This window comes from Pantoea sp. AS142 (assembly GCF_037152305.1).
Classification (GTDB): Bacteria; Pseudomonadota; Gammaproteobacteria; order Enterobacterales; family Enterobacteriaceae; genus Pantoea.
In genome coordinates this window covers 544924-563258 of record NZ_JBBCMO010000001.1, presented here as the reverse complement: position 1 = coordinate 563258, position 18335 = coordinate 544924, and the positions used below count along the sequence as shown (strand labels likewise).

14 protein-coding genes are annotated in these 18335 nt (G+C 53.9%); 8 read left to right on the top strand and 6 right to left on the bottom strand.

Features of this window, described 5'->3' with window-relative positions; translation table 11 throughout:
* Positions 1-5 precede the first annotated feature (5 nt).
* Positions 6-2120, bottom strand: coding sequence for a bifunctional 23S rRNA (guanine(2069)-N(7))-methyltransferase RlmK/23S rRNA (guanine(2445)-N(2))-methyltransferase RlmL (gene rlmKL / locus WFO64_RS02725; RefSeq protein ID WP_337008697.1), 2115 nt, complete (start codon positions 2118-2120; stop codon positions 6-8).
* 110 nt (positions 2121-2230) lie between these two features.
* Here rlmKL and WFO64_RS02720 point away from each other — a divergent pair, with 110 nt between their 5' ends.
* Positions 2231-3340 (top strand): YcbX family protein, encoded by a 1110-nt coding sequence (locus WFO64_RS02720; RefSeq protein ID WP_337008696.1) that lies wholly within the window; start codon positions 2231-2233, stop codon positions 3338-3340.
* On the opposite strand, the gene WFO64_RS02715 is transcribed toward WFO64_RS02720, so the two are convergent.
* The 4 genes from WFO64_RS02715 to WFO64_RS02700 form a co-directional block, all read right to left on the bottom strand.
* Positions 3341-3883: a cell division protein ZapC gene (locus WFO64_RS02715; protein WP_337008694.1), complete on the bottom strand. Its 543-nt coding sequence runs from the start codon at positions 3881-3883 to the stop codon at positions 3341-3343.
* A gap of 152 nt (positions 3884-4035) precedes the next feature.
* Positions 4036-5046, bottom strand: a complete 1011-nt coding sequence (pyrD, locus tag WFO64_RS02710) for a quinone-dependent dihydroorotate dehydrogenase (protein WP_337008692.1) — start codon at positions 5044-5046, stop codon at positions 4036-4038.
* A 134-nt stretch (positions 5047-5180) separates the two neighbouring features.
* On the bottom strand, positions 5181-6482 hold the full coding sequence (locus WFO64_RS02705) for a flippase (RefSeq protein ID WP_337008690.1): 1302 nt from the start codon (positions 6480-6482) through the stop codon (positions 5181-5183).
* A 101-nt stretch (positions 6483-6583) separates the two neighbouring features.
* On the bottom strand, positions 6584-7564 hold the full coding sequence (locus WFO64_RS02700; protein ID WP_337009485.1) for a glycosyltransferase family 2 protein: 981 nt from the start codon (positions 7562-7564) through the stop codon (positions 6584-6586).
* Between the two features lie 755 nt (positions 7565-8319).
* Here WFO64_RS02700 and ssuE point away from each other — a divergent pair.
* Genes ssuE through ssuB form a run of 5 tightly spaced genes read left to right on the top strand, consistent with a single transcriptional unit; the run spans position 8320 to position 12581 of the window.
* Positions 8320-8871 carry an NADPH-dependent FMN reductase gene (ssuE, locus tag WFO64_RS02695; RefSeq protein WP_337009483.1) on the top strand — a complete coding sequence of 184 codons (552 nt, stop codon included), beginning with the start codon at positions 8320-8322 and terminating at the stop codon, positions 8869-8871.
* Between the two features lie 11 nt (positions 8872-8882).
* Positions 8883-9836, top strand: a complete 954-nt coding sequence (locus WFO64_RS02690; protein WP_337008688.1) for a sulfonate ABC transporter substrate-binding protein — start codon at positions 8883-8885, stop codon at positions 9834-9836.
* 9 nt (positions 9837-9845) lie between these two features.
* Positions 9846-10994, top strand: a complete 1149-nt coding sequence (gene ssuD / locus WFO64_RS02685) for an FMNH2-dependent alkanesulfonate monooxygenase (protein WP_337008686.1) — start codon at positions 9846-9848, stop codon at positions 10992-10994.
* A gap of 10 nt (positions 10995-11004) precedes the next feature.
* Entirely contained in the window at positions 11005-11796 is a 792-nt protein-coding gene (ssuC, locus tag WFO64_RS02680; protein WP_337008685.1) for an aliphatic sulfonate ABC transporter permease SsuC, read from the top strand.
* Positions 11793-12581 carry an aliphatic sulfonates ABC transporter ATP-binding protein gene (gene ssuB, locus WFO64_RS02675; RefSeq protein WP_337008684.1) on the top strand — a complete coding sequence of 263 codons (789 nt, stop codon included), beginning with the start codon at positions 11793-11795 and terminating at the stop codon, positions 12579-12581. Before ssuC ends, ssuB begins: the two co-directional genes overlap by 4 nt.
* A 41-nt stretch (positions 12582-12622) precedes the next feature.
* Here the strand turns inward: ssuB and pepN are convergent, their stop codons facing one another.
* Positions 12623-15238 carry an aminopeptidase N gene (gene pepN / locus WFO64_RS02670; protein WP_337008683.1) on the bottom strand — a complete coding sequence of 872 codons (2616 nt, stop codon included), beginning with the start codon at positions 15236-15238 and terminating at the stop codon, positions 12623-12625.
* 243 nt (positions 15239-15481) lie between these two features.
* Between pepN and pncB the strand changes: the two genes are divergently transcribed.
* Together pncB and asnS are read left to right on the top strand one after the other, a co-directional pair.
* Entirely contained in the window at positions 15482-16687 is a 1206-nt protein-coding gene (gene pncB / locus WFO64_RS02665; RefSeq protein ID WP_337008681.1) for a nicotinate phosphoribosyltransferase, read from the top strand.
* Between the two features lie 158 nt (positions 16688-16845).
* Positions 16846-18246 (top strand): asparagine--tRNA ligase, encoded by a 1401-nt coding sequence (gene asnS, locus WFO64_RS02660; RefSeq protein ID WP_337008679.1) that lies wholly within the window; start codon positions 16846-16848, stop codon positions 18244-18246.
* The last annotated feature ends 89 nt before the right edge of the window (positions 18247-18335 follow it).

The window sequence follows — 18335 nt, the reverse complement described above, 5'->3', positions numbered from 1 at the left end:
TAATCTTATTCCTTACCGGCATGAGTGATCAGCCAGCAGTTGTGAATTTGACGGTTACGCGCGAAGTCCTGCGACTGCGTTTTCTGGGTAATATCCTGCGCCTGCAAGCCCAGTGTTTTCAGGCCATCCATGTCCATTTTGAAACCACGTTTGTTATTGGAGAACATGATGGTGCCGCCGCGACGCAGCAGGCGCTTCAGGTTACGCATCAGCATCATATGATCGCGCTGCACGTCAAAGCTCTCTTCCATACGTTTTGAGTTGGAGAAGGTTGGCGGATCGATAAAGATCAGGTCAAAATTCTCTTCACTCTCGTGTAGCCAGCTCAGGCAGTCCGCCTGCATCAGACGATGCTGACGCCCGGTCAGTCCGTTAAGACGCAGGTTGCGCTCCGCCCACTCCAGATAGGTACGCGACATATCTACCGTGGTGGTTGAACGCGCGCCCCCCAGACCAGCATGCACACTAGCGGTGCCGGTATAAGCAAACAGGTTCAGGAAATCTTTGCCCTGACTCATCTGGCCGAGCATTTTACGGGCAATACGGTGATCGAGGAACAGGCCGGTATCGAGATAGTCGGTCAGATTCACCCAGAAACGTGCATTGAATTCTTTGACGTCGAAATAGTCGCCCTTCTCGCTCAGCTTCTGATACTGCGATTTACCTTTCTGCCGTTCACGGGTTTTCATAATCAGACGATCAGCAGGCAGTTGCAACACGCTCAGCGTCGCGCTGATGACATCGAACAGGCGCTGACGCGCTTTATTAGGATCGATGGTTTTCGGTGGCGCATACTCCTGAATAATCACCCAGTCACCATAGCGATCAACAGCAACGTTGTAGTCTGGCAGATCGGCGTCATAAATGCGGTAGCATTCAATGCCTTCCTGACGCGCCCACTTCTCCAGTTTCTTCACGTTTTTACGCAGACGATTCGCGTAATCTTCCGCAATCTGTCCGGCGCTTTCACTGCTGTTAACCGCCAGCTGATAGTTTTTCTGCACGCAATCCAGTGGACCGTTTTTCGCTTTAAACTGGCGATCGGCACGCAGTTGCAGGCAACTCAGCAGCTCTGGCGACGCGCTGAACAGCGACAGATTCCAGCCGCCAAAATGCTGCTTCATAAGGCGTCCAAGCTGGCTGTGCAGCGCAATCAGCGCCGGTTCGCTCTCCAGACGCTCGCCGTAGGGGGGATTGCTCAGCACCGTGCCGTGAACCGCCGCATCAACCGGATTGGTCAGCTTCAGCAGGTCCTGCTGCGCAAACGTAAAGAGTTCAAAGACGCCAGCGCGGCGGGCATTCGCCTGCGCCCACTCCAGCACGCGGCCATTATTGTCATAGCCAAAGAAGCGCGCCTGTGTGGCAGCCGTGCCGATGCGGGCACGATCCTGCGCCTCTGTTTTTACTTCCTGCCATAGCGCAGCATTAAACTGGCTCCAGGCGGTGAAGCCCCAGTGCTTACGCAGCAGGCCTGGTGCACGATCGCAAGCAATCAGCGCGGCTTCAATCAGCAGCGTACCCGAACCACACATCGGGTCGATCAGCGGTGTGGTTGACTCCCAGCCAGAGCGCAGCACAATCGCCGCAGCCAGAGTCTCTTTTAACGGAGCCTGACCGGTTTGCTGACGATAACCACGCTGATGCAGGGAACTGCCGCTGAGATCCAGTGCAATGCTGGCGCGATCGTCATTCAGCCAGACGTTGATACGGATATCCGCCTGCTCCCGATCGACATTTGGCCGCTCGAGGTTATGACGGGTAAAGCTGTCCACAATCGCATCTTTAACCTTCAGCGCGCCAAACTGGCTATTACGGATCGAGTCGTTGGTACCGCTGAAATGCACGACAAAAGTTTTGTCGCTGCCGAACATCGTCGGCCAGTCCACGCTCTGCACTCCCAGATAGAGATCGAGATCGCTGTAGACACCAAACTCTCCCAGCGGCAACAGGATGCGTGATGCTAAACGACTCCACATCAGGCTTTGGTACATGACGCGATCGTCGGCTTCGTAGTGAACGCCTCCCTGCACCACTTGCAAATCCTGAGCGCCCAGCGCGTCCAGCTCACTTTTTAACAGCTCTTCGAGCCCACGCGCCGTGCTGGCAAACAGAGAATTCATATCGTCACTTTTTAACTCTTGAGAAAATTGTCGCGCATTATAGCGAATCGGAGACCTATGTCATAAAGTTAGCTTCTTTTGTGTTACGTGTCGGGTTCAAGGAGAACACCATGATCACGCTTTCCCGCTTATTTATTCATCCAGTGAAATCGATGCGGGGATTAGCGTTGTCACACGCGCTGGTCACTGACAGCGGACTGGCGTTTGATCGTCTGTTCATGGTGACGGAACCTGATGGCACCTTTATAACCGCACGGCAGCACCCGGAGATGGTGCGCTTTACACCCGCTATTCTACCGGATGGCCTGCTACTGACGGCCCCGGATGGCAGTCACTCCCTGATCCGCTTTAGCGATTTCGGTGAGCAGGATCATCCCACCGAAGTCTGGGGCAACCATTTTACGGCGCGCATCGCCCCTCAGGCGATTAATCAATGGCTGAGCCAGTTCTTCCCGCGTGAAGTTCAGCTGCGCTGGGTCGGGCCGCAACCCAGCCGACGGGTCAAAGCGTTTAATCATATTCCGCTGAGCTTTGCCGATGGCTTTCCGTTTTTGCTGATCAACAACGCGTCGCTGCATGATCTGCAACAGCGCTGCCCGGCCAGCGTCCGTGCCGAACAGTTTCGGCCGAATCTGGTCGTCAGCGGCGCTGCCGCGTGGGATGAAGATAGCTGGGCGGAGATTCAGATTGGCGACGTGATTTTCGACGCGCCTAAACCATGCAGTCGATGCGTGCTCACCACGGTCAGCACCGAGACCGGAATTAAGCATCCTGCCGGTCATCCGCTGGCCACGCTGCAGACTTTCCGCACCGCTCTGGATGGTAGTGGTGATATCGATTTCGGTCTGAATTTAGTCGCGCGTAACAGCGGTGTGGTGCGTGTGGGTGATGAAATGATTGTCCTGAAACGTCATGCACCGCGTATCTATGGTGCGGGTGACGTGGTCGAAACGTTGAAACCACAGCAGCAGGCGCCTGATGCCGTGACCATCACGTTTCAGGGTCATACGTTTACCGGGGATAATCAGCAGGTGTTATTGGATCAGCTGGAGATGCAGGGTTTCCGCATCCCCTACTCTTGTCGGGCAGGTCTGTGTGGCAGTTGCAAACTTAGTCTGGTCGCGGGTGAAGTGAAGGCGCTGAAACAGAGCGCCCTGCGTCAGGACGGCACACTGTTAAGCTGTAGCTGTATTCCGGCAGGCGATGTGGAACTGAGGTAATCAGACCGCGTGGGCGTAGCGTGGTGCCACATCCTGATGCCAGGGCTGCAGGCGATCGTTCATCACCTTGATAGCATCGCCAAGCACCATATTTTTCCCGGCCAGCGTTAATCCCGGCTGCGCCAGCAGGCAAAGCGCCGCATTATCACCACTCTCAACCACCAGCAGACGTGCCTGAGTTCCCTCTTCTGCCAGCGTAACCTGTACCATTTCACCGGTACGGGGCTGCATTGCAGGGGCATAAGCGGCGAAATGCCAGCTTTTCGGCATCAGTGGCTTGAGGAAGCGTGCAGCGACCAGCGCATTTAACACCAGTTCAGCGCAATGGCTGCCACTGAGTTTGCAATGACGGCAGGTCTCTTCAAAGGTGTAATAAAGGGCAGCATCATCGACACAAAAACCCGATTCAGTGAAAGCATCCGGCGTGAGCATTTTGCGAGAATAACGGGAACGAAAAAGCATACCGTCTGCCAGGTCGAGCATCATTCGGTCGTGGCTGCTGTCAAAATACCAACGCCAGTTATCATCGGGTTTAATTTTCATTGAGTGCCCTGTATTTACCGCTACACCAAAAATCGCGCAGAATTCAGCGAAAAAAGAAACATAACCAAAGCTGAAAAAGCGTGCAACAGGACAAAATATAAACGAGCCGAGGGGATAAATAAACCCCCCGGCCAATGATTGTGAGAATTGTCTTAGAGATGCGTGACGATATCTTTGATTAATCCTGGCCCCTGATAAATAAAGCCTGAATAAATCTGAACCAGCGTTGCCCCTGCGGAGATTTTTTCACGCGCTGCCGTCAGGGAATCGATCCCGCCAACACCAATAATTGGCAGGCGCCCCTGCAGTTCCTGAGAGAGGCGCTGGATCACCGCCGTACTGCGTGACTGCACTGGCCGTCCACTTAACCCACCCGCTTCCCCGGCATACTTAAGACCACTAACCAGCGAACGATCAAGCGTGGTATTGCTGGCAATCACGCCATCAATCTGATGACGAATTAAACTGTCCGCGACCTGAATTAACTCGTCTTCAGAGAGATCTGGCGCGATTTTTACGGCCAGCGGCACATATTTCAGATGCCGTTGTTCCAGCTCTTTTTGTTTCTGCTTGATGGAAGAGAGCAGATCGTCGAGCGCTTCGCCATATTGCAGCGAACGCAAACCCGGCGTATTAGGCGAGGAAATATTGATGGCGATATAACCGGCGTGGGCATAGACCTTTTCCATGCAGATCAGATAATCATCTTTTCCCTGCTCGACCGGGGTATCTTTATTTTTACCAATATTAATCCCCAGCACGCCCTTAAAACGCGCTTTCTGCACGTTTTCAACCAGGTGATCAACACCCAGATTATTAAATCCCATCCGATTGATAATCCCGCCCGCTTCCACCAGACGAAACATCCGCGGCTTATCATTACCTGGCTGGGCGCGCGGCGTGACGGTGCCGACTTCAACAAAACCAAAGCCCATCGCTGCAAACGCATCAATGCACTCGGCGTTCTTGTCCAGACCCGCGGCCAGGCCCAGGGCATTCTTAAAGGTCAGCCCCATACAGGTGACCGGACGCGACGGTAGATTCTGACGATAAAACAGCGCCAGCGGAGTCCCGTTCATAAAACGCAGTTGCTTAAAGGTGAGTTCGTGTGCGCGTTCGGGGTCGAGTTTAAACAGCGCCGGTCGGACGATAGGATAAAACATGCACTCTCCTGAAGGACGGAAGCGATCGTGAAAGTCGGTGCACGGCAAAATGTGCGCCAGAATGGTAAAGTGCTCTGGCGCAAAAGTAAATCGAACTACAGGGAGGCAGGAAACTATCTGAAAATGCTTTGATCTTACGCGGCGGAATCGTTTACGGGGTGGTTTTTCACCTGAGACGGAAACAGATATTCCCGCAGGATGCCGTGACGCTGCATGATGCCAAAAATACCGAGACAGACGAACGCTTCAGCCCCGACCATCGACCACGCGGCACCAATTGCGCCAAACTTCCACGCCAGAAAACAGCACAGCGGCACGTTAATCACGCCAGCTGCCATCATCACCCACATTCGCTGGCGGGCCAGACCATGTGGGATCAGAATCTGTAATCCAGCCGGATAGGCAATGTTGCCAAACAAGAAGCAGAGCACAAAGACGCGCAGCACATCCGCCGACGGGATGAAGTCTTTACCCAATAAAATTGAGACCACGACATCAGCAAAAAACCAGGTGAAGATCACAATCGACAGGCTCAGCGAAAACGACAGCAACAGGCTTTTGCGTGTCGCCGCAATCGCGGCCCGTTTATCCCGGCCAAACAGATGGCTGACACGCGGGAAGAAGGCGCTACCGATCTGCTCAGGCACGGAGTTAGCCGCTTTACGAAGGCGGTCCGCACCGTTATAGATCCCGACCATGTAAGTAGAGGTAAAGGAGGCGAGGATCACTACATTGACGCTATTGAAAAGGTTAGCACCGGCAATGGCGATAAACACATCCATGCTATCGGTGATGCGCTGTTTGATTTCGCGCGGTTCAAAGCGGTAGCGGCCAATGACCTTCATCTCCAGCACGAACTTCAGCGTAATCGCCGCGCTGATAATGGAAACCGCACCAGGGATCAGCGCAGCCAGCCAGGTATCCTGTGGAGATTTCACCAGCAAAAAGGTCAGTGGAATCGCACAAAAGTTCCCGAAGGTGGCGATCATCGCGGTCTTACCCAGCTTCTCAAAGCCCTGCATCAGCCAGCCGAATGAAAACAGCGAGCCTACCAGCGTGGTGCAGTTTGCCAGGATAATAAAGAACAGCGGATGCCAGGAGGGATTGAACCAGGTCGCGGTCAGCAGCGTCCCGCTGGTCACCACCAGCAGCATCAGCTTGGCGTTAAACGTTGACCAGAAGAGCTGGCTGACGCGTTCTTTATCATCACGATGATGAGCAATATCTTTGGTCGTGAAGACATTAAATCCCCAGTCAGAGATAGTGCTGCAATAAAGTACGCAGGCGATTGCCAGCGCCAGCGTACCCATCTGCTCTACGCCCAGAACACGGGCAAGATAGGGCAGCGTTGCGAGAGGAAACAGAAACGACGCGCCGCGGTATGCCAGCAGCGAGAAAATATTAATAACCAGACTTTTATCGAGTACTTTTGCCATGACGCAACAACCTTATACACATTGCATGTCTCACCTTCTCATTTCACTAAGGCATAAACAATATCGCTTCACATTTTTCAGAATCAGGCTGTTTTTCAGTATCAGGCTGCGTGTTTGAGCTCTTTTTTTACTTTGTAATGTTGCAGCGCAATAAACAGTTCAGGACGATTGAACAATATCCACTCTTTAATATTTTCTGTTTTAACGTTACGCCCCATAAAGCGAATCGCATTAAGTACATATTCCGGCACGGGGGTGCGATTATAGAGTGATAAATAGATCATCAGACGAAAGGAGTGCACTAAATAGGCTTTCCCCAGCGTATTGCGCCAGGCTGATTTAACCAGTGAACTGGTTAATGTATTGTAGGCATGCATAAAAGCATCATAGCGCTGATAGAAAAACTCATTGCTTTTAGTACTGTTGGTCAGTGAGCCGTTGCGAATGCGCTGTTTATAATAGGTCTGATGACTGACCCAGGCCTGCTGACTTTTCATAAAAGTGGAAAGGGTAAAATTGTGGTCTTCATGAACGCGTTTAACAAAGCGTAATTTATGCTGCTCAATAACGCGTTTACTGACGACATAACTCCATGCCGCCGATGTATAGCTGCCGTTACGCAGCAGGCGCAATAAGACGTCCTGCGGTTTATGCTGCCCAAAGTGTTCGTGTCTGACCTTTGGCGATGTGATGTCAATCTGACCATCACGGTAGACGCAGGAGTTAAAACAGAACAGGTCGGTTTCAGGGTGATTTTCCACCACCATGGCCAACTCGGCCACCAGCCCGTTAACCACGACGTCGTCAGGATCGCAGAAAAAGAGAAACTGACCCTGTGCCTGCGCAATGCCAATATCCCGTGCATGACCGGCACCGGCATTCATAGTGGTAATTATTTTCACCTGGGAAAGATGCGCATAATTTTGTTCGAGTAAGGCTAATGTTCTATCAGTAGAGCCATCATTCACAATGATTATTTCATTGGGTGCTTTAACCTGACGTAATAATGAATCGACGCATTCTACGATATATTTTTCAACATTGTAGGTTGGAATAACAACTGATAATAAAGTGTCAGACATAGGCAATTCTCTGCTGTTAAAAAAGACAATACGATTCACCTGCCAGATGCAGGGCCTGACCAAAGGCAAAACGTCGAAAAGAGTAATACGCTAATAGCTAATATTATGATGGCTTTCATTTAGTCTGATTATCTTAAACCGGTTACGCAAAAAAAGACCAGTCGAAAAAAATCACCTCAACGTTCCATGTCATTTTCACTGTTAAAAAAAGTGCATCTATAGCCCGCAGCAATGTTAAAACCGTTGAGCATTGATTTAAAATTGCGCTGCAAAGCAGACGTAACCAGATTCAGAAAGCTGTAAGAGAACATCTGAAAAGGTGAATAAATTCAGTATTCATTCATTTTTATTACAGTTTGCTTTCTGCAATTAATCCTAATGTCAGGCGGGTGTTGTCGCAGAAGAGCTGATTCTGTGCTGCTTTGAAGCGCTCTTTCATCAACCGTTTCGCTTTATCGTTGCGCCACCCTCACTAAGAATGATTAAGCAATCAGACGAAAGAGATTTTTTCCGCGCCGCCGGCCTTTTTTGAACATCTCTTATCACCCTCCTTAATGAATTGTTTTGCTGCCAGCGCTTAATTTAAGAATTATCGGAAGTGCGGATGCTCCTTTCTGCCGCCATGGCTTCTATTTGCAGTTTTCACACTTGCATTGCCGGATAAATCATTTAAGCCCACTCCCCTGCTCTGACAGTATGAAGGCATAAGTTCTCAACATTTGATAATCAATAACTTTTAGTTATAAGGAGTGATGATGCGAGTTATTACGCTGGCAGGCAGCCCACGCTTTCCCTCCCGCTCAACCTCATTGCTGACACTGTGTCAGCACAAGCTGGAGGCACGGGGCATTGAAGTCATTCCCTGGAATATTCACAATTTTCAGCCTGACGATCTGATCAATGCACGTTTTGATGCGCCCGCACTACTGGCCCTGCGTGACGACCTGGCCTCAGCTGATGGCCTGATTATTGCGACACCTATCTATAAAGCGTCGTTTTCGGGCGCGCTGAAAACCCTGCTTGATCTGCTGCCTGAACGCGCACTGGAACACAAAGTCGTGTTGCCGCTGGCCAGCGGCGGCAGTGCCGGTCACATGCTGGCGCTGGACTACGCCCTGAAGCCGGTACTCAACGCATTAAAGGCGCAAGAAATTCTGCACGGCGTTTACGCCGAGGATCACCAGATCAATCATTACGACCGTCAGCCCGAACTGCAGGATTCCCTGTCACAGCGCCTGGATGAAGCCGTCAGCGCCTTCTGGCTGGCGCTGACCCGTCACCACCACCCCGTTGCGCAAGCGGTTTAAGGAAGAAATTGATGAAGCAGAGAATAGGAAAGTGGCTGGTGGCCGGACTGTTACTGGCCGGCCTTCAGGCACAGGCCGCAGAATCCGATCCGGCTGAGATCCGCATCGGCTATCAGAAAGGCTCAGTCAGCATGGTGCTGGCGAAATCACATCAGTTACTCGAAAAGCGTTTTCCCCATACTCAGATTAAGTGGATCGAGTTCCCGGCTGGCCCACAAATGCTGGAAGCGCTAAACGTCAACAGTATCGATCTCGGCAGTACCGGTGACCTTCCACCGCTGTTTGCGCAGGCCGCGGGTGCGGATCTGCTCTATGTCGGCTCGGAGCCGCCAAAACCCAAATCAGAAGTGATTCTGGTGCCGAAAAGCAGCACCCTGAAACAGGTGGCAGATCTGAAAGGGAAAAAAGTCGCTTTTCAGAAAGGCTCCAGTTCACACAACTTATTGCTGCGCGCTTTACAGCAGGCGGGCCTGACCTTTAAAGACATCACACCGGTCTATCTGACGCCCGCCGATGCGCGCGCTGCCTTCCAGCAGGGTAACGTTGATGCCTGGGCAATCTGGGACCCCTACTATTCCTCGGTGCTGCTGCAGGGTCATTCGCGCCTCCTGATTGATGGCAGTTCACTTAACCTGACCGGCTCTTTCTATTTAGCCACCCGCCGTTATGCCGAAGCACACGGTGCGTTTATCCAGCAGGTGCTCGACACCTTCAGCACCGCCGACGCGCTGACAATCAGCCAGCGTCAGCAGAGCACCACCCTACTGGCACAGGCGATGGGCCTGCCCGAACCGGTCATTGCCAGCTATCTCAACCATCGACCGCCAACCCGGATTTCGCCGGTCAGTGCCGAAACGGCAGCGGCACAGCAGCGCACCGCTGACCTGTTCTATGCCAATCATCTGTTGCCAGTAAAAGTGACGATTAAGGATCGACTCTGGCAACCGCATACCGCAACGCAGTAAGGAGCAACAATGAGCGTATCCATTTTCTGGTTCCTGCCGACGCATGGCGACGGCCACTATCTTGGTACCGCCGAAGGGGCGCGTCCCGTTGATCACGCCTATCTGCAACAGGTGGCTCAGGCTGCTGACCGTCTCGGCTTTGGCGGCGTATTGATTCCAACCGGGCGCTCCTGTGAAGATGCCTGGCTGGTTGCCGCCTCGCTGATCCCAGTCACTCAGCGCCTGCGGTTCCTGGTCGCGCTGCGTCCTGGCGTGATTTCACCGACTCAGGCGGCGCGACAGGCCGCAACCCTGGATCGCCTCTCCAATGGCCGCGCGCTATTCAATCTGGTCACCGGCGGCGATCCCGAAGAGCTGGCGGGCGACGGGGTGTTTCTTGATCACCGTGAGCGCTACGCTGAATCAGCGGAGTTCACCCGCGTCTGGCGCCGGGTGCTGGAAGGCGAAACCGTCGATTATGAAGGCAAGCACGTAAAAGTACGCGGCGCACGTCTGATGTTTAAACCGGTACAGCAGCCACGCCCACCGCTCTGGTTTGGTGGCTCTTCTGAACCGGCTCAGGCGCTGGCCGCCGAACAGGTCGATGTTTACCTCACCTGGGGTGAACCCCCTGAACAGGTTAAAGAGAAGATTGATCAGGTGCGCGCAAAAGCGGCCGCTCAGGGACGAACCGTCCGCTTCGGCATCCGTTTGCATGTGATTGTGCGTGAAACCAATGAAGAGGCCTGGCAGGCCGCCGACAGACTGATTGCCAATGTGGATGACGCCACCATCGCGAAAGCGCAGGCGGCGTTCCAGCGAGCAGATTCTGTGGGCCAGCGCCGGATGGCAGCACTACACGGTGGTCGCCGTGACAAACTCGAAATCAGCCCGAATCTGTGGGCTGGCGTTGGCCTGGTGCGCAGCGGTGCCGGTACAGCGCTGGTCGGAGATGGTCCGACTGTCGCCGCACGCATCAAAGAGTATGAAGCGCTGGGCATTGAGACCTTTATCCTGTCGGGTTATCCGCATCTGGAAGAGGCTTATCGTGTCGGCGAACTGCTGTTCCCGCATCTTGATCTGCAGGTTCCCCTGGTGCCACAGCCGCGCGTGGTTCAGGCGCACGGTGAAGCGGTTGCCAACGATTTTACCCCTGAGAAAAAAGTCGCCCGGGGCTGAGGAGAGGATAATGGCCAGAACCCGAAAACGCCTTGCTGATACGCTGGTGCCGTGGCTGCTGCCCACACTGCTTGTCGTGGTGTGGCAGATTGCTTCGCAAACCGGCTGGTTATCGAACCGCATTCTGCCCGCGCCGGAGAAAATTGTGACCACCTTCTGGCAGCTGACCGCCAGCGGTGAACTCTGGCAGCACCTGGCAATCAGCAGCTGGCGGGCGTTGATCGGCTTCAGCATCGGCGGTTCTATCGGCCTGCTGCTCGGGCTGATTACCGGCACCTCAAAAACCGGTGAACGATTGCTGGATACCTCAGTACAGATGCTGCGCAATGTGCCGCATCTGGCGCTGATCCCGCTGGTGATCCTCTGGTTCGGTATCGACGAGTCCGCCAAAATCTTCCTGGTGGCGCTGGGCACACTGTTCCCGATCTACCTGAATACCTATCATGGCATCCGAAACATCGACCGCGGGCTGGTTGAGATGGCGCGCAGTTATGGTCTCTCCGGCTGGAGCCTGTTTATTCAGGTGATCCTGCCTGGTGCGCTGCCTAATATCATGGTCGGCGTCCGTTTCGCGCTAGGGCTGATGTGGTTGACGCTGATTGTCGCAGAGACCATCTCCGCCAACGCTGGTATCGGCTATCTGGCAATGAACGCGCGTGAATTCCTGCAGACCGATGTGGTGGTCGTTGCCATTATTCTCTACGCTCTGCTCGGCAAACTGGCGGATGTCGCCGCATTGTTACTGGAACGTGTCTGGTTACGCTGGCACCCCGCTTATCAACTGAAGGAGGAGAACGCATGAGCCAGACTTTTTCACCAGCGCGCCTGAATACCGGCACCCCGGTTGGTGTTAACGGCGTCAGCAAACAATATGGCAGTCGCACCATTCTCAATAAGATCGATCTGCATATTCCCTCTGGTCAGTTTGTGGCAGTGGTGGGCCGCAGCGGTTGTGGCAAAAGCACCCTGCTGCGCCTGCTGGCCGGACTGGAACAAAGCTCCAGCGGCGAACTGCTGGCGGGCAATGCTCCGCTACAGTCGGCACGTGAAGATACCCGCCTGATGTTTCAGGATGCGCGATTGCTGCCGTGGAAAAAAGTGATCGATAACGTCGGGCTCGGCCTGCGCGGACGCGAATGGCGCAGCGCGGCGAGGGATGCGCTGGCGTCGGTGGGACTGGCCGATCGGGCCGATGAGTGGCCAGCCGCACTCTCTGGCGGCCAGAAACAGCGTGTAGCACTGGCCAGGGCGCTAATCCATCGGCCCGGTTTACTGCTGCTGGATGAACCATTGGGAGCGCTGGATGCGCTGACCCGCATTGAAATGCAGGGATTGATTGAGTCACTGTGGCAGCAGCATAACTTTACCGTGCTGCTGGTCACGCATGATGTCAGTGAAGCCGTAGTCATGGCGGATCGCGTGCTGTTGATTGAAGAGGGTGAGATCGGTCTGGATCTGCTGGTGGATCTGCCACGACCCCGGCGTCGGGGATCGGCGCGACTGGCCGAACTGGAAGCGGAGGTGCTGGATAGGGTGATGCAGCGCACGGAACGACCGCAGCCGGTACGTTATGCGCAGCAACGCTGAAAAAAGGCGGAGGTCGTCTCAGACGCTCCGCCTTTTTATTATCAGGCGTTCAGTGCCCGGGTAATTTTCTCGTAGAGATCGCCAGAGAGTTTATCCAGCGCCAGCAGCTGTTCCAGCGCCTGGCGCATCATCCCCTGCCGGTCTTCGTCATAACGTTTCAGACGAATCAGTGGCTCTACCATCCGTGCTGCAACCTGCGGATTGCGGGTGTTAAGGTCGGTGAGCATCTCCACCAGGAACTTGTAGCCGCTGCCATCTTTAGCATGGAACGCGGCCGGGTTAGCCGAGGCAAAGGCGCCAATCAGCGAGCGAACGCGGTTCGGATTACTCATTGTGAAGGAGCGATGATTCAGAAGCTGACGCACGTTGCGCATCACGTTAGCAGCCGGACTGGTTGCCTGCAGCACAAACCATTTATCCATCACCAGACCATCCTGATGCCAGCGCTCATCGTAAGCCGCCAGCAGCGCATCACGGCACGGCAACTGTGCCGCGACCGCAGCAGAAAGCGCCGCCAGCGCATCCGTCATGTTGGTTGCCTGATGATACTGCGCCTGCACCAGTTTGTCGGCCAGCTGCGCATCACTGAAGGCGAGATAGGTCAGACAAATATTTTTCAGGCTGCGCTGACCAATAGCGTCATGCTCCACGCGGTATTCAGATTGCTGATTGGCGTTATAGATCGCAAAAAACTCATCAGCCAGTTCGCGTGCCAGTGTGCGTTGCAGTGCATCACGCACCAGCGCAATCGCCTGCGGATCGATAATATCAAACAGCTCAGCAATCTCATTTTCCGACGGCAACGTCAGGATCAGCGCCGCCAGGGCCGGGTCGCAATCGGTATCGAGCAGGACCGCGCGGAAGGCGTCGGCGACATGCAGCGGCAGTGACAGATGCTGGCCCTGCTGATAGCGGGCAACGTTCAGACGGATGTAGGTCGCCAGCAGGCTCTGCGCCGCATCCCAGCGGGAGAAGTCGTTGCGTGCATGGCGCATCAGGAAGGTGAGCTGAGCATCACTCCACTTATAATCGAGCTTCACCGGCGCAGAGAATTCACGCAGCAGCGATGGCACCGGCTGGAAGTAGACATTATCGAAAATAAAGGTCTGGAACTCCTCGGTGACATTTAGCACCGGGTGAACCGGATGACCGTTATTCTGCAATGGGATCACCTTACCTTCACCGTCATAGAGTTCGATATCCAGTGGGATATGCAGCGGCAGCTTCTCTTTCTGGTCGGCGGTGGCGGGCGTGTGTTGCGTGACGTGCAGCGTGTACTGCTCCAGTTCCGGATTATAGTCGTCGCGCACCGTCAGTACGGGCGTACCGGACTGACTGTACCAGCGGCGGAACTGCGACAGATCGATGTTTGAGGCATCTTCCATCGCCTGAACAAAGTCATCACAGGTGGCGGCGCTGCCGTCGTGACGCTCAAAATAGAGCCGCATCCCTTTCTGGAAATTCTCTTCACCCAGCAGGGTGTGCAGCATGCGGATCACTTCTGACCCTTTTTCGTACACCGTCAGGGTGTAGAAATTATTCATTTCAATCACCTGATCCGGGCGGATCGGGTGTGCCATCGGACTGGCATCTTCGGCGAACTGCGCACCGCGCACGATACGCACATTATCAATGCGATTCACCGCACGTGAACCCAGATCAGAACTGAACTCCTGATCGCGGAACACCGTCAACCCCTCTTTCAGGCTGAGCTGGAACCAGTCGCGGCAGGTTACGCGGTTCCCGGTCCAGTTGTGAAAATATTCGTGACCGATCACGGCTTCAATGCCGAGGTAATCTTTGTCAGTTGCCGTTTCCGCTTTAGCCAATACATATTTGGCGTTAAAGACGTTAAGACCTTTGTTCTCCATGGCGCCCATATTGAAGAAGTCCACCGCCACGATCATAAAGATGTCGAGGTCATACTCCAGGTTGAAACGCTGTTCATCCCACTTCATGCTGTTTTTCAGTGAGGTCATTGCCCAGTCGGCGCGGTCCAGATTACCGCGATCGACGAAGATCTCCAGCGCCACATCACGTCCTGAACGGGTGGTGAAGTTGTCACGCAGCACGTCGAAATCGCCCGCCACCAGCGCAAACAGGTAGCAAGGTTTCGGGAACGGATCTTCCCACTTCACCCAACTGCGACCCCGCTCATCCCGACCGCTATCAATCCGGTTACCGTTGGAGAGCAGGAACGGGTAACGCTCACCGTCGGCATAAATAGTGGTGGTAAAACGTGCCAATACGTCAGGGCGATCGAGATACCAGGTAATATGACGGAAGCCTTCAGCCTCACATTGCGTGCAGAGCGCCTCACCCGATTTGTACAGCCCTTCCAGCGCAGTGTTCTGATCCGGGTGAATATCGTTGATGATTTTCAGGGTGAAGCTTTCCGGCAACTGGCTGAGCACCAGTGCGCCCTCTTCTTCACGGAAGGCTGCCCAGGGTTGCCCGTCAATCTCCAGCGCAATCAGCGTTAACGCTTCGCCGTCCAGCCGCAGCTCAGCCTGGCTATCGCCCAGTCGTATAACCTGGCTGATGGCCGTTACACGCGTAGTCGACGCATCCAGTTCAACGGTTAAATCGATATCGGTGATGGTGTAATCGGGCGCACGGTAGTCGTGGCGATACTTGATTTGGGGCTGTTGCGTCATATTGCATCTCGCGTTGTTAAATGTTTACCGGCAAAGTCTAAGCTGGTTACTACAAGCTTGCCACGCACAATGCACCTAAAGGGTTAAATGGCTACAGTTTGTTAACAAAGGCACAGATTGGCCTCGACCCGCCCGACTGAAATATGCTGTGATCCGGTTCAGATAGTGAATTATACTTTTGCGTCTTTATGACTGTGTACAACACCGGGCTCTGCGCCACCGAACAGGATGCTGAAACGCGCCATGACAGGACATGCTTCCCCGATACTGACCTCGCTGCTGGATACGGATGCCTATAAGCTCCATATGCAGCAGGCCGTTTTCCACCGCTATCATGACATAACGGTGGCGGCGGAGTTTCGCTGCCGCGGCGACGAACTGCTGGGTCTCTACGCTGACGAAATTCGTGACGCGATAACCGCAATGCAACACCTGGCGCTGACTGATGATGAAGCGACATGGTTGTCTCACCTGCCCTTTTTCCAGTCGGATTACCTGAGCTGGTTAGGCCAGTTCCGCTATAACCCGGATCAGGTTGTAGTGCGCAACCATTACGGCAAGCTGGATATTCGTATTGAGGGACCGTGGCGAGAGGTGATCATGTGGGAGGTGCCTCTGCTGGCGCTGATCAGCGAAATTGTGCATCGTCATCGCACGCCGCAGGTCACCACCCAGCAGGCGCTTGAACACTTGCATCAGAAACTCGGCGATTTTAAGACACAGGTAGCTGACCTTGATATGTCACGCTTCCGCCTGATGGATTTCGGCACCCGTCGTCGCTATTCGCAGGATGTGCAGCAGTCGATTGTCTCTACGCTGAAACACGATTTTCCGTGGCTGATTGGCACCAGTAACTATGATCTGGCGCGCCGTCTGTCTCTGACGCCAGTGGGTACCCAGGCCCATGAGTGGTTCCAGGCATTCCAGCAGATCAGCCCGGTCCTGGCAAACAGCCAGCGCGCTGCGTTGCAGGCGTGGCTGGATGAGTATGACGATCAGTTGGGCATCGCCCTCACGGATTGCATCGCCATGGATGCGTTCCTGCGCGATTTCGGTCCGGTGTTTGCCCGCCGCTACCAGGGATTGCGCCACGATTCCGGCGATCCGTTGGAATGGGGCGAGAAGGCACTCGCCCATTATCATAAGCTGGGTATCGATCCGCAAAGCAAAACGCTGGTCTTTTCTGACAACCTGAATCTCGACAAAGCAGTGACGCTTTACCGCCACTTTGGTCAGCGCACGAATGTCGTGTTCGGCATCGGCACCCGTCTGACCTGCGATATTCCAGGCGTAACACCCCTGAACATCGTTATCAAACTGGTGCAGTGTAACGGCAAGCCGGTGGCAAAACTCTCAGATAGCCCGGGCAAAACCATCTGCCAGGATAAAGCCTTTGTCAGAGCCCTGCGTAAAGCTTTTGAACTGCCGCTGGTGAAAAAAGCGAGTTGATTCTCTTCTTATCGGGGCGTTGATGCGCCCCGCCTCTGCTGTAATAAATCTGCTTTCCCCCCTGAATTTTGCTTGTTTCCTGAAGACTCGCAAGTAACATAGCAAAACCCCGGATGGGGCAACTTTTTTACTCACTTCTTCTATATAGAGAGATATTTATGAGCGTAGTGCCTGTAGCGGATGTACTGCACGGTCGCGTTGCGGTTGACAGTGAAGTCACCGTACGTGGTTGGGTGCGTACCCGAAGAGATTCCAAAGCCGGTCTTTCCTTCATCGCTGTCTATGACGGCTCCTGCTTTAATCCCGTTCAGGCTGTCGTCAATAATTCTCTGAATAATTATCAGGATGAAGTGCTGCGTCTGACCACAGGCTGTTCCATTATCGTCACCGGAAAAGTGGTGGCATCGCCGGGTCAGGGCCAGGCATTTGAAATTCAGGCGACCCGCCTGGAAGTGGTAGGTTGGGTGGACGATCCCGACAGCTACCCGATGGCGGCTAAACGCCACAGCATCGAGTATCTGCGCGAAGTGGCTCACCTGCGTCCGCGCACTAACCTGATTGGCGCGGTGGCCCGCGTTCGCCACACTCTGGCACAGGCGCTGCATCGCTTCTTCCACGAAAATGGGTATTTCTGGGTCTCCACACCGCTGATTACAGCCTCCGACACCGAAGGTGCCGGCGAAATGTTCCGGGTCTCAACGCTGGATCTGGAAAACCTGCCGCGTAATGACCAGGGCAACGTTGACTTCAGCGAAGATTTCTTTGGTAAAGAAGCGTTCCTCACCGTTTCAGGACAGCTGAACGGCGAAACCTATGCCAGCGCCCTGTCGAAGATCTACACCTTCGGCCCGACCTTCCGTGCAGAGAACTCCAATACCAGTCGCCATCTGGCAGAATTCTGGATGCTGGAGCCGGAAATTGCGTTTGCGTCACTTGATGATGCCGCTGCACTGGCAGAAGCCATGCTGAAATATGTATTCAACGCGGTACTGGAAGAACGCGCCGATGACATGGCCTTCTTTGCTGAGCGCGTGGATAAAGAGGCCATAGAGCGCCTGCAGCGTTTCATCACGACTGATTTTGCCCAGGTCGATTACACCGATGCGGTTAATATCCTGATGAACTGTGGTCAGAGCTTTGAAAACCCAGTTTCCTGGGGTATCGATCTCTCTTCAGAACATGAACGCTATCTGGCAGAGAAACATTTTAAAGCACCGGTAGTGGTGAAAAACTATCCGAAAGACATTAAAGCATTCTATATGCGCCTGAACGAAGATGGCAAAACCGTGGCGGCGATGGATGTTCTGGCGCCAGGGATTGGTGAGATCATCGGTGGTTCACAGCGTGAAGAGCGTCTTGAGGTGCTGGATGCTCGTCTGGAAGAGATGGGTCTGAATAAAGAAGATTACTGGTGGTATCGTGACCTGCGCCGCTACGGTACCGTGCCACATTCAGGCTTCGGATTGGGCTTTGAACGTTTAATCGCCTATGTGACTGGCGTGCAAAATGTCAGGGACGTCATCCCCTTCCCGCGTACTCCACGCAATGCGAGTTTCTAAAATTCAGCATTAAATATAAGAAATTCATATATATAAAGAGGTCGGCACTGCCGGCCTTTTTTTATTTTTGTAAATTTTGAGTTATCTCA